Source organism: Legionella stuttgartensis (assembly GCF_977063405.2).
On sequence record NZ_CDRUHA020000022.1, the window covers coordinates 448,814 to 462,053 of the forward strand.

Here is a 13,240-nt window from a genome sequence, read left to right on the forward strand (position 1 = left end):
AAAAAATATTGCAAGGCACTTAATTCAATAAGCGCTTTACCTGCTTATAAGCCTTTTAATATTGCAAGCCGCTCGTGATTCGCGCCAATTCTTTCAGCAACTTCCATGCCAGATAACACGGCCTCTTCATGTGAATCACCGTTGCCAGTCCAGGTACCAGCAAAAAACAACCCTTTTTTACCCTGAGCTTTTTTCACAGCTTTTTGTGCATCTACATAAGCTTGATTAACACGCAGGTGCATAAACCCATCTTCAGAGTAACAAGGCTCAGGCTTTTCATCGTGGGTAACCCATGTTTTATAGATTTTCACATCGTTATGTTTAAACATCGTCATGCGGGCGCTTTGCCTATCCTCTGCAATACGAATATTAATTGTTTTTCTGTCATCAGGATTTATTGGTAGAAAACTTTCATCACCATGTAGAGCAATCGTAGCAGGTACGTAGTCAACTTTGTTAATAATATCAACTAACTTCTCGCGCCCTGCCATTCCTTTAAGCATGCGAGCCGTAGACTTTGCATTGGTTGCCAAAACTACTTTATCGAACGATTCTGAACTCCCATCTTCTTTAATAACTCGATAACGGCCATTTTCTTTCAACTCTATAGACTTAACACCAATACCCGTCTCTATTTTTGTGCCATCCTCTTCGATTTCGTGAGCAATTTTATCAATATAACTTTTCAACCCCTCAGTAGCCTCCAGCCATTGAGTATTTTCACCAATAACCATATAACGCAGAGCATAATAAGCTTTCATGTTGCTTGCTGCTGTTGCATTAACACCAAAAAATGCACCTAGCGTTGCATATAAATACTGTTTAAATCCTGCTGTAAGCCATAATGAATCCAGAAATTCACTAAGGGAAAGCGTCGAATCCTTATTGGCAACTAAAGGGCCTGCTTTATATAGTACATATTTTAAACCCAGCATTTTTACTAAATTTCTTGGTCGAAAGGAATTCCATTCCACAGTACCGTCATGTACAGGAGGCACGACTAGCCGTTGATTATTATTTTGGTTATAAAAAATGGTTACTAAAGTAAAACCAGCCAGAGCCACGCCTAAATATTCCAATAATCGGAGAAAATGAGGGTATGCGGTGGTATTGAAAAATTCAGCCCCCGCTTCGGCAATATGAATCTTACCCTCTAAATGAACTTTTCTCGTTAGAGCATGACCACCTAACTGTCTCTTATCTATTAATGTCACCTCGTGTGCATTTCCTATTGACCATGCAGTGGCTAAGCCTGAGGCACCGGCTCCAACAACAGCCACTTTCTCGGAATGAACAGCCCCGGTGATAACAAACAAAAAACCACCAATTATTAATTTCTTGAACATTATGCATTCCCTGGCTGTCTTAGATAATATTTTATACTAAATATAAATATAATTTATTTCAATGAATATAAAAGTATTAATTAACTTAAGCGCAGGGAATATTGGTATCTAAAAGCATGCGAATCAATTTCACAGATGGCATGGGGATATAAAAGCTGTCGGCAAATTGACGGATTTTCGCATCAGTGTATTGATGTTTGCTTGCTTAATTTGGCTTGAATACCATCCAATACAAGTTCATTAGTGGCAAGACGGTTGCAATGATACCAAATATCATCCAAAACTTTTCAAGTTTCCAATACTCTTCGGAAACCTTTTGATTCGTTTTAAATTTCTTGGCAATTATATGCAATTTAATTTGCAAAGGAATTAGAATTGATAACCAAATAATACCGGATGCGATAAATAAACTTATCCCCCATGCGATCCATTTTAAGTGCAAGTAATTAGCATATTGTTTTGCCATCAGAATTCCAGTAATAGCTATTATTAAAACTCCAACAGTTGTAAAAAAAATATCAGTATATGTTACTAATTTTTGAGAGAAGGCAATAACTCTCCAATCTTTTGAAAGGTCCGCGAAGGTTTTCCAAAATGCTGTAACAATTATATTTCCTAAAAACAAGACGGCTCCAAAAATATGAAGCATTTTTAACATCAAGTAATATTGCATTATTCTTACCTCATGATTCTTTAATCGCGATAGGCTGGTCTAACTCAAGTAGTTTTAAACTTTTCCTGCACCAAGATAGTTCTGCCTCCGCCATGTCTATTCCATGGCTTAATGTAAGAAGCCAATATTTTAGGTGCGGGGAATTTTTGTGTTCGTCGATCAATTCATTATATAAATTTTTATAGCGCTCAAGGGTTAATTCAATTTCCTTTTGACGATGTATAACGTGATGAATGTTATCTATTTTATCAACGTTATGGCCATAAAATAATTTTAATAATAATTCATTCCTAATGATGGTAGCTTTAGGACTTTTTTTAAGCCATTCTCTTAAAAATCTTTTACCATCCTCGGTAATCGAATATATTTTTTTATTGTGGCCTATTTTATTGGCTGGTTGTGCTGTGCAGAAAGCAAACCCCTCCTCAACACATTTTGCAAGAGTTGGATATATTTGTCCTTCGCTTTCTGACCAAAAATATTCCGTGCTGGTTTGAATTAATTTAGTGATTTCATAACCAGATAAATCCCTTATTGCTAGCATACCTAGCAAGGTATATTTTGTTCGGCTACGATCTTTCATATATTATTACTTTTAGAGAGTATCTATTAGAGGCATGTTAACAAAAAAGTTATGTATGTCAAACCTTAAACTTTAACTGTTGTTCAAAAAAACATCATTTTAATCGGATTTGTATTTCTTAATGTATGCACTCAGTGACAAGCATTTACCATACCCAAGAAATCACAATATAATCTGGTGCTATTTTATGCGCATTATGTATCGTATCCTTATATTAATGCCCAAATTTTCATGTTATTCAAACAATTCAGTTCAATGCCAGAATCTTTTACCAAGAGCCGCTAACACCTTAGATTCTGTTACTCCTCTGGGATTACCAATTTTTTCTACGTGTCTAGCCTACTTCCTGGTTGAACATCCATAATGGCTCTTCGCGCAGGATCCTCAGACAATGAGTTACGAATGCTTCTAAAGTCAGTTGAGCTCGATTTACTAAACACTTCAAGAACAGCTTGGGCGTGGGAGTTGAGACCATTACTCTTGGTTGCGCTGATATTTTCCTTAATATCACAAATAGATTTACATATACTTGTTTCAGACTCAGGATCTATTTCCCCTACCAATTTTTTTATATCTTCAATAATCTTAGGAACCAAACCATCTTGGTTATTCATTAAAGGATCATTCAGTAAATTATAAACTGCTAAGATATTCGCACTGCGTTCATCTATGGGAATCTTGAGAATATTTACTTTCATTTGAAAGGTGCTGGTAGAAGCAGTGGCGTTGGATAGATCGCGTTGCGCCTCAAATAGCTTAATAATTTTTGGGTCATCCAGATCATTGGCTAAAGAAAGAGCGCTTTGGTATGCAATTTCTAAATTAGGATTGGCACCATGTCTTAACAGGCTTTCTATTGCTCGATAATTTTGCGCAGCAACTGCCTGTGTAAGTGGTGAGTATGGTGAAGAAGGCGTAGGATTATCGATTTTACTCTGGTCAAACACGACTTTTTTGTAAAAATTATCAACCTCTTCAGGTGACAAATATTTATCAATGTCTTCCATGTGCTGAGTGAATTTTGCTGGATCTAAAGGGCCTTCCTCGGACAATCTCAAAATCTCCCTCGTTGCTAATATACCGTTGATGTCTGTAAACGTTAGATATTTACCGGGTATAGCCTCTTTTTTATCAAAAGCATGGAAAGAAATAAAAAAGCGTTCAGGAGAACCTTTATTGACCCGATCATATAAACATTCACGAATTTCTAAAGCGCCTTCTTTAATTTCTGTGGGGTCTTTTAAATCAAAGGATTTTGTTAAAGGCGTATTTCCAAATTCTCCTGGGAAATTTGAATCGAAAAGTTCTAATATCCCATCGCGGTAAAAGCCAGCTATAACATGGGTTCTCGATTTAAAGTTAAATCCTTTGCCGTCATTTTCTGCAATGGCTAATTTCTAACATAGGTAAAGTTACCTCCTCCCCTCTTATTTCCCTTTCAAATTGATATTTCTTGCTATCCCACACTTTTTGCCAGTCGGTAGAGGGGGTCATAAAATCCTGTGCTGCCTCCAAATTAGATTTTGCAGTTTCAAACCGTGCTAGCTCAGCAGCCAGTTGGGCTTTTGCATCTACACTTTCAGCCTGTGCAAGTTGTTGTCTTAAAGCCTCCCCCTCTTTATAAAATTGTTCTCTTTCCTTTTGAAATTGCTCCTCTTCATGTTTAAGATGTCGAGGATTCATATGATAGGAACGAACAAGTTGTAGGGCATAGTCAAACTTTTTAACAAGTGCTTCAGTCAGGGTTGCTTCGGATTTATCCCAAGTCACAATATCGTTCATTAGTTCATAATATTTTTGATTTTCGCCGTTAAGCTTACAGTGTAACCAGATTGAACTAAAGCCATTACAGTGACCTTCTCGAAGAATATTGATTATCTGATTAACTTCTTCCTCATTATATTCATTTTTTTTTGTTGATAGCGTAAAAATTGTCTGAATTGCTCGAGAATAAATGATTGCTTCCAGGAAGCGCTCAACATTTCTCTGGCTTTATTTTTAAATGCAGTCTGCTCCTTAGGTAAATCAGCTATACAATCATATGGAGTTTTACCTAATTTGTTTCTTATTGATAAGCTTTCCTCAAAACCTGCTTCATAAGTACTTAATGTTCTCATAATCATAAAGTCGGCTTGCATTAAGGCATGATGTAAAATCGTACTCCCGTTCTCATCGGTCATGATTGGTAAATCTTTAAGACCTTTATCTCTGGCATGCCTTAATAAATCAGAAAGTTGATCCAAGTTTTTTGTCTTTATTGCGATTATTAGTGCAGAGAAAGTATCTCTTTCATTTAATTCTTCATATTTAAACTCCATGGGTTTATCCTTTTGTAAAAACTGATATATTAATTATAATGTATTTTTTTTATTCAATTATGGAGTGAAACTCTATAACATCAGGGTTTTCTTAGAGGCATATCTAATTATTTATTGATAAGCAATTTTATCAATGTTTTTATGTCAGGCAAATCGGAGATATTTTCGATCATATTTATAATTTTCTGAACTCGACCTCGGGGAAGATTTTTTTCAGTTATAAATAAAAATTTCTCTTGGACCTCGGCTGAGCTAAGAGGATTTTTAGGTATTCCTTTTGCCAGTAATAGTTCTTGCTCAATTAAACGACCATCGTTAAGCTCCATGATAAATGGGTATAATTGAGAGCGTATTGTGTTCTGATTGGAATCAACTAATATGCAGGATATCTTTTTTACAATGTTCAAAATATGTGGATTAGCTAAATCAACGGATAAATAATCCCAGAAGCCATTGCCACCTTCAACACCTTTTCCGCCATGCCAAAGTCTCATTGCCAGACTAAATGGGAGGCTAAATTGTGCACCCAAAACATCTTTAGGTTCTCTTATTGAACAAATGTGATGAAAAACATCAGGATTATCTATGTACAACGTAATGGATTTGATTTGCTCAGGGATAATTTCAATAGTAGAACGCACCCGATCTAATGTTTCCAAAAAACCATGGATGTAAAAACAGCAGCTATGTATTTTCAACCCATTTTCAAGTAATCGATAAGTAGAACCCAGTTCTTTGGTGATTTGTTCTCGATGATATTGATCTCCTGCGAACACATTACAAAAACCCCGAGTACCTTCGATAATCGCTTGAGGTCCAGTAATTCCTGCTTGAGCAAACATTGCGGCACGCACTCCGCCTTGAGCAGAAATTGCGCAATGCACTCGTTTAACAGAACCTCCAGACTGAGTATATTCAAGTAACCCTGAAGCATAACTGCCGGCTATGCCCAACGCATCAATAGTTTTTTGTTTATCAAACCCCAGTAAAACCGCTCCTGCAGCTGCTCCTCCGAAAGGCCCAACACCAGCAGGCGGGTGATGACCACGATTGATGAGATGGGGAGAGCACGCCGAAGCAATTCTAATTTGCACTTCATAAGCAGCGATAAGTGCTAACAGCAATTGTTTACCTGAACAATTGCAATACTCTCCCAGGGCAAGTGCTGAGGGGATAGCAATGCTTCCAAGATGTGTGGGACTGGCTAGATGTGTATCATCGCTTTCATTGGCATGTCCAAAGGAGCTGTTTAAAAATGCAGCCTCGTCAGGCGAATGTTTATCGCCGTAATAAATTACGGTGGAATGATGTCCGGAGCGCGTACTTTTAATCGTTTGATAGTAGCTTAAACTCCAAGGGAGTTTGGCACCTCCGATCATACATCCCACATTATCAAGAAGAAATAATTGAATCGATTCAATAACTGCGGTTGGCATAGATTCAAATGCAATCTGGGATACCCATTCAGCTAATAATTTAGTCTCATTCATATTATTTTTTCACAATTAGAAAAAACAAACATTTACCAATACGTACGTGACAACCAGATTGGCATAAGAACTATTTATTTTCAGAGCCCACCCAAAAAAGCCGTGAGCTTTTAATTGCATCAAACTAATAAATAAAAGGATAGCATAGAATGCACTCAATATCTGGGTCGTGAGAGCCAGTGTAGAAGCATCCTCCTATTTTAATCCATTTAAGGATTCATTTATGGTGTTGTAGTCAAATTCAAATCCATTCTCGAGTAACCTTTTCGGCGAGACTCGTTCAGAGTCAGTTAATACTACAGATGATTCGCCGATTAATAATTTTAAAACTGAACTTGGGACAGGTACTCCAAACATCGATTTACCCCATCGCAACGACTGTAATATTTCAGAATTAGTACAGGATTGCGGAGCAGTTATGTTTATGGGGCCCTCAATAATTTTGTCGGTTTTAGCAATAAATTCAATCGCTTTTGCGACGTCTTTAACATGCACATAAGGAACAAATTGATTACCAGTACCAAATCTCCCAGCTCCAAAAAATCCAGCGTATCGATAATAAGGCAAAAGACCACCATTGTTCGATAACACATGTCCCAGTCTTAAATTGACCACGTGACAATTTGCTTTATTTGCTCTATGTTCAATTTCCTTACAGACTTCCACTCTGAATTTTGTTCCAGGATCACTGCCTATAACTGACCCACTTTCTTCTGTCAAAATGGAATCGTCAGCATTTCCATAAAATCCGACAGCAGACGCTTGCAGATACTTTAATGGTTTTTCGCGAGCTTTATCAATGTTGTGAATTATTGTATCAATCACCCGAAAGCGTGATTCTGCTATAGTAGTTTTAACTGAAGAAGTCCATCTTTGAGCACCTGGATTTTCGCCACTTAAGTTTAATATGATTGTGTTTTTATCAATAAGATCTGACCAATCTTCATCAATTTGTCTGACTTTGACGCCTTCAATATTTATTTTTGTCTCTGAAGAGCGACTTAAACAATATACCTCATATCCTTTTTTGACGAACTCCAAGCATGCTTCTTTTCCGATCATACCCGATCCGCCTGCGATAATTACTCTTTTATTCGTCACAACATCCATTTTGTTCACATGAAAATGTCCATAATAATGCATCAAGGTGCCAATCATAGGAAAAGAAACTGTTCCATCAAATTTCCATCCTTGTTCTGTTGGTTTCTCGACCCACTCTGATTTGGGTAATAAAAATGTGGGTAATGGTATTTTGAATGAATCAAAAAATGTTATACCTTGAGATTCATATTTTAACGACTTATCGGCTTGTAGTTGTATTTTGTAAATAAATCGAAGCGCCTTGTCTAGTTTACCTCCCATACCTTCACTTAAATGCATTTGTTGATTAAAGCCTTTGTAGAGTGAATGTGTGGTTGAATAGGTCTTTTGTTGCGGAGTCTTATAGCCAAACACTCTGTTCCAGCGTTGTACATCTTTAGTTAAATTGATTACCTCAGCGTAAAACGGCTGCTGATTCATATCACTGGGAAAACCTGCAAAATATCCAATTATTTTTGCTAAAGAGCTTGGCTTTTCTACGGTAACCTCACCTATCCCATTACCTCCAATACTCGCCGTTTTAAACTCTTTTACCTGACTATCAAGTAAATGGGCCTTAGGAAAAGCTCTCCCAAAGATAGAGGATGATTCATTCTCAGTTATTGCTAATGTAGGCGCATGCCAGTAGGGTGACTTTGTTGATCCACCCAAGCTGTAAGATACTAAATATTCGAATACATTTCGTTGCAATGATGGAACAAGGTGAGTGGCAGTACGCATGGCGCCGTTTCTTAACATTTTTAGCAATGGATTTTGAGCTTGTCCTACGGAAGCCACCCAATCCGCAATATTCTGGACTGTTTTAGCTCGTGGTTTTCGTTCGGTTTCGTATTCAGATATACCCTCTAAATAATCAATTCGATCCATTTTAGATGCAAGGCACGCTGCATCCTCGATACACAAACCGGCTCCCTGAGCAATATTCGGTGCGGTAGCATGAGCTGAGTCCCCCATAAGCACTATTCGATTGTCTTTTGATGTCCAGGGGAATTGTTCCACCCCTTCAATTTTAGCTATATCTGTTCTGATTATTTTATTGGTCGAATTGATTAGTTCCACATAATCTACTGCAATATCACCAGAGTCGATGCGAATTGGTTTCCAATCTCTAACTAAGTCTTGCAAAAATTTCTTAGTATCCTGGTCCACTAACTGAACGCCTGTAATTGGCGATAAATACTTGTGATCCTGTTGTGTTTTAACTGCGATAAACCAAAAGGCATTTGGAGGTTTTAGCGGGACATAACCAAACCGAACCTCTTGGTTACCATATTTTTTGGATTGATAAGTTCCCCATGTTTCAAAGGATGAGGACCACCATTTATGTTGGGTATCGATAGGAAGCTGAACATTTGCACGAAAATAAGTATAACCAAGATCAGTTTCATGGACTGGTGGTCGTTTTAATTCGGACATCAGACAATTTCTGATCTTTGAATGAATGCCATCACAAGCAATGAGTAAATCCCCTCGATATGATTTATTCCCATCAAGAGTCACCACAATTTCATCTTTGTCTCTTTTATATCCATCGATTTTTTGTGATGTAATAATTTCAACATCATCTCTATTTTTTAAACCATCTAAAAGCATATTAATTAAATCATCGCGGTTTAAACATTGCACAGGAAATCGGTTTCCAAAATCGTCATTCGCTCTAGCTAATATCCTTCCATCCGAATCTCGATAACTCGGAAAAGGCATGAGATAACCAAATTCTTGAATAAAGTTTTGATAGTTAGGTATATTACTCAATACCAACTGACTGGGCGGCCATAGACCAATACCTCCACCGATACTTTCTTGATTGTTATTTAAATTGGGGCGTGAATCGAAGATTGTGACGTGAAACTTTACATCTTTACCAATACGAACTAATAAATTAGCCAAAGTTAAGCCCGAAATACCGCCACCTGAGATTAAGACATGAACTACTTTACCCATTCCTCACCCCCAAATACTATACGCGTTCTTATTATAAAAAATAACTTTGAATTGAACATAAGTTACCCAAAACTCAATGAGTTTTGCATAACCTCTCAGATTCTTGAGCAAATACATCGAGACAAAATGACGTTGAACACATGTGAGTTATGTGGCTGAATAATGACAATCAAATTTGAATCGTTCGTTTTGAGCAAAAAACTTTGGTTCCTAACCTTGTAATGCCCTTTACTCCTCAAAAAAAGCGACCTCTCCAGAGGATACATCATACAAACCACCAATTATTTTAATAGTTCGTTGCTCTGTCAGTTCTTTTATAATGGTACTTTTATTTAAAATATTTTGGATGCTGTTTTTGATATTAATTTTTGCCACCTCATTAACATAGGGAAGGTTACTCCCATTTCGATTTTCTTTATATGATTGCTCCAGATTGATTGCAGGTTTTATTTTTTCTAAAAGCTGAGTTAAAAAACCTAACTGAGCATCATCACACGCCCCTTTTATTGCACCACAGTTGGTATGGCCAAGCACCACAATTAATTTAGATCCCGCAGCCTTACACGCAAACTCTAAACTACCAAGAATATCGTCGTTCACAATATTACCGGCAATTCGGATACTAAAAATATCTCCAAGACCTTGGTCAAATATTAACTCTGCGGGTGTTCGTGAATCAATACAGCTTAAAATGGTGGCAAAAGGATACTGCCCGTCAGCTGTTTCATTCACTTGTTGGAGTAAATTTCGATTAAACCGTAAGTTTTGGACAAACCGTTCATTTCCTTTTCGTAGCAAATCAATTGCTTGATCTGGTGTAATATTATGCTGATCTTTCTTACTGATAGTTTTCATAAATGCTCCAATATTTAATAGACTTCCTTGCTTTTTTAATTTCCATTAATACCGAATCTATAACTTTTCCTTAAAGTATTATTTTAGTAAAAAAAATTGTGCCCATAACAATACTTAAGCAAAAATAATTATAAATAAGGTAAGTTATCCATATTGAGTGCAGGAATCGATTGTATCGCTTGCTCGCACAAGGCTTGATAAAAGCTCACTAATCTTGAGTAAAATAAACACTACTCCTTACTATCAAGGTGGCTTAAACCATCAACCTGCAATTGCCTCCTGATTACCACATTATCTCTCAGAAGCATACTATATTTTAATTAATCAGTATTTCCAATAATTGATCTTTTTTTGAGAGTGTCATGAAAAAAAATTTTGAAAAGTTAAAGCTTAAACTTAAAGAACTAATGAAAGAAAAAGAACCCATTGATTTACCTATTTATAATGAGCCTGGACGTGAGATTAATAGAGGGGATGTCAAAAGGGATGCGAGCGGTAATGCTCTAGCGAGTACTACAAAAAACTCTTCGGCAAATATACCCCAAGATAAATTGTTTGTATCTGAAAGTGGTTATGCATATCATATTGATGATATTATTCATAGCCTTGGAAGTCGTACCGAACCTAAACTGTTTGAAGATTTTTTAAATCCAGACAACAAAAAAGGGGTTGTGCTCTTTTCTCCCACCGACATACAAAAACTATTAGAATTTCCATCTGTAAAAGAAGCGATCTATAAATTTTCTAGTTCAAAAATCGAAGGAAAATTTGATCCAGAAGACATATTTACTCAATTAGCAGAAACAGCAAGTCTAATTAAAGAAACAACGGTTCAAGCAATGCTTAATATTTATGAAGCAGGTAAACCAATTCATAGGATCATTAAAATAGGAAATCCCGAGGTATATACTAAATTAATGGCACCATCTATGATCGCTTTAATGGAAATTATAGATAAAATGGATAAACGTGAAAAAATGGCTTTAAAATGGTTTATGGATACTATGCCTTATGAATATGGTAAGGTGCGTGCGGTATCATCCAGGGATGCAAATGTTTCTCTATTAGAAATGGATTTAGCGGACCAAATGCAAAAAGAAAAGTGTGGTTCAGGTTTTGAAACGGCGATGCAAACGTTATCAGCTATTATTCATTCTTTTAAACAAGCACAAAAGGCAATCGAGACAAGTCAGTTAGAAACCAAAGAAGAACGAAATTATTCTCCTTAAGTTTAGAGTAACCCTACTGAGCTACCATCGTGCTCCTGAGACTAATGATGAGTCAGGGTCTGAACCATAAAAGCTAGTTTGACACCTCTACACCTGCTTCATTTACTCAAAGCGATGATACTCGCCTAAATCATCATCATATTCCTCTTCCACCACTTTCCTGGAAATAGCACCATGACCATGGGCAATAACATGGTTTCGAAATCCTTCATCTGCAATAAGTGCACATTTACCTAAGGATGAATTGACGTCACTACTCCAGCATCCTACATTTAAAACACCTTGTTCCTGTTCAGATGGCCTCAACGCAGCTTGCAAGGCCTCATAACTATGAGCCCCCTTAATTTTATCGATTATCCCCTGCACTATGCTTACTTTTCGCGCAGTAACAACAGAGTTTCTAAGGTATTTTGTTCTGTCTGAAGGTACGAAATCTCCTTTATCGTTAATTGTACCTCGAGAATTAATATAATCTTGTAACTCTTTAAGGCAACTTTCCTTGGAATGTTTCAAATTAGGATGTAGCTGTTTATCAAGAATTTTTCTTCCTTGAGATACTAGAACTTCATCTTCGTCATCTTCAAAAGCCCCAGTTCCAGCTCTGCGGATAAAAGCTGAAAGATCATGCGAACTTACATCTTCCCTTTGTAACATCGCTCTTGTCTCTTCCACTCCATGTCCTCTCCTTCTATCGGGGACAGGCAGGCGCTCAGGACTAGGAGACACTTCAGGAAGATGACGGCCCGTTACAACATGCTCAGAAGGCCTGGGTACTCTTGCCCCCTCTAAGACAGGTGGTACAGAAGTAGACACTCGAACACTCGAAAGCGAAACAGCATGATCCGATGGACCTGGTACATGAGGCGTATCAACCCGAGCATGGGCATCTAATAGTCTGGCCATGCTGTGATCTCGTGCATCATAAGCTAACGCTAATTTTTTAAGCAGATCTGGATGGTGTCTGAGAAAACTGACATCATGCATATCGGGTCGTGTAGATTTAATAAATAACAAAGCCTTAATCGTATTTACCGTATTTGGATGAGAAGCTTCGCTTTTTTTAAAATAATCACTATCATATATATGATGTAATTCTTCCCAAGCCTTCATACTTACTACGCTTCTTCTCCTTCCATGAGATGCAATCAATTCATCTTCTCTTCGTTCTAAATTTATTGCCAAACCGATATCGACACAAACTACCTCACCCGAGCTAGTTGTTAAAAAATTTTCTTTTGATGGTGCATCAATAACAACCCGTCCAGTACTATTAAAAATATTGATTAAAGCACCACTAATTTCACTATCAGTTGATTGACGCCCCTTTATTAATGGGCATTTCCATCCCAATTGCCCTTCACCAGGCATGTAAAATAAGGATGCAGTTGCACGAGTAGGATTAATAAGATTCCACAAACGCACGGAGCGTTCTGGGCTATCGGCCTTATCGACCCCCTCCTTCGAGGATGAACTGGAGTCTTTCCTTGAAATCTTCGCAACCTCTGTACCATTAGTATAAGTTCTATTAAAGGTTCCCCCACCTAGTCTTTGCCATGACATGATTACTCCATTATAAATCCATATATGTCTAATTTTAGCTCATGTTAATGCAAGAGTGGGGGCCATTGTTTTTTAAAAGGTTACACACGAACTCTAATCTGGTGAGCAACTAGAATCCTAGTTGCAAGCAACCAAAATTCT

The 13,240-nt window shown here is 37.3% G+C and carries 11 protein-coding genes; 1 reads left to right on the forward strand and 10 read right to left on the reverse strand.

The genetic code is table 11. The annotated features are described in order from the left end of the window. Nucleotides 1-44: 44 nt before the first annotated feature. From ACWTEW_RS07600 to ACWTEW_RS07640, 9 genes are all read right to left on the reverse strand, one after another. Nucleotides 45-1,346, reverse strand: a complete 1,302-nt coding sequence (locus ACWTEW_RS07600) for an FAD-dependent oxidoreductase (RefSeq protein ID WP_454781094.1) — start codon at nucleotides 1,344-1,346, stop codon at nucleotides 45-47. A gap of 205 nt (nucleotides 1,347-1,551) precedes the next feature. Next, complete coding sequence (locus ACWTEW_RS07605; protein WP_454781095.1) at nucleotides 1,552-2,019, reverse strand: DUF2269 family protein; 468 nt, start codon at nucleotides 2,017-2,019, stop codon at nucleotides 1,552-1,554. 10 nt (nucleotides 2,020-2,029) lie between these two features. After that, complete coding sequence (locus ACWTEW_RS07610; RefSeq protein ID WP_454781096.1) at nucleotides 2,030-2,602, reverse strand: PadR family transcriptional regulator; 573 nt, start codon at nucleotides 2,600-2,602, stop codon at nucleotides 2,030-2,032. A 326-nt stretch (nucleotides 2,603-2,928) separates the two neighbouring features. Further along, nucleotides 2,929-3,660 carry a hypothetical protein gene (locus ACWTEW_RS07615; protein WP_483099564.1) on the reverse strand — a complete coding sequence of 244 codons (732 nt, stop codon included), beginning with the start codon at nucleotides 3,658-3,660 and terminating at the stop codon, nucleotides 2,929-2,931. 316 nt (nucleotides 3,661-3,976) lie between these two features. Beyond that, entirely contained in the window at nucleotides 3,977-4,384 is a 408-nt protein-coding gene (locus tag ACWTEW_RS07620) for a hypothetical protein (RefSeq protein WP_454781098.1), read from the reverse strand. A gap of 92 nt (nucleotides 4,385-4,476) precedes the next feature. After that, nucleotides 4,477-4,920, reverse strand: coding sequence for a hypothetical protein (locus ACWTEW_RS07625; protein ID WP_454781099.1), 444 nt, complete (start codon nucleotides 4,918-4,920; stop codon nucleotides 4,477-4,479). A 107-nt stretch (nucleotides 4,921-5,027) separates the two neighbouring features. Next, a complete protein-coding gene (locus ACWTEW_RS07630; protein WP_454781100.1) occupies nucleotides 5,028-6,410 on the reverse strand; it encodes an MmgE/PrpD family protein in 1,383 nt (460 codons plus the stop codon). Nucleotides 6,411-6,605: 195 nt separating this feature from the next. Further along, entirely contained in the window at nucleotides 6,606-9,455 is a 2,850-nt protein-coding gene (locus tag ACWTEW_RS07635; protein ID WP_454781101.1) for a TIGR01777 family oxidoreductase, read from the reverse strand. A gap of 228 nt (nucleotides 9,456-9,683) precedes the next feature. Further along, entirely contained in the window at nucleotides 9,684-10,310 is a 627-nt protein-coding gene (locus ACWTEW_RS07640; protein WP_454781102.1) for a carbonic anhydrase family protein, read from the reverse strand. Between the two features lie 362 nt (nucleotides 10,311-10,672). Between ACWTEW_RS07640 and ACWTEW_RS07645 the strand changes: the two genes are divergently transcribed. Then, a complete protein-coding gene (locus ACWTEW_RS07645) occupies nucleotides 10,673-11,539 on the forward strand; it encodes a hypothetical protein (protein WP_454781103.1) in 867 nt (288 codons plus the stop codon). 102 nt (nucleotides 11,540-11,641) lie between these two features. Here the strand turns inward: ACWTEW_RS07645 and ACWTEW_RS07650 are convergent, their stop codons facing one another. Then, nucleotides 11,642-13,099, reverse strand: coding sequence for a hypothetical protein (locus ACWTEW_RS07650; protein ID WP_454781104.1), 1,458 nt, complete (start codon nucleotides 13,097-13,099; stop codon nucleotides 11,642-11,644). Nucleotides 13,100-13,240 lie beyond the last annotated feature (141 nt).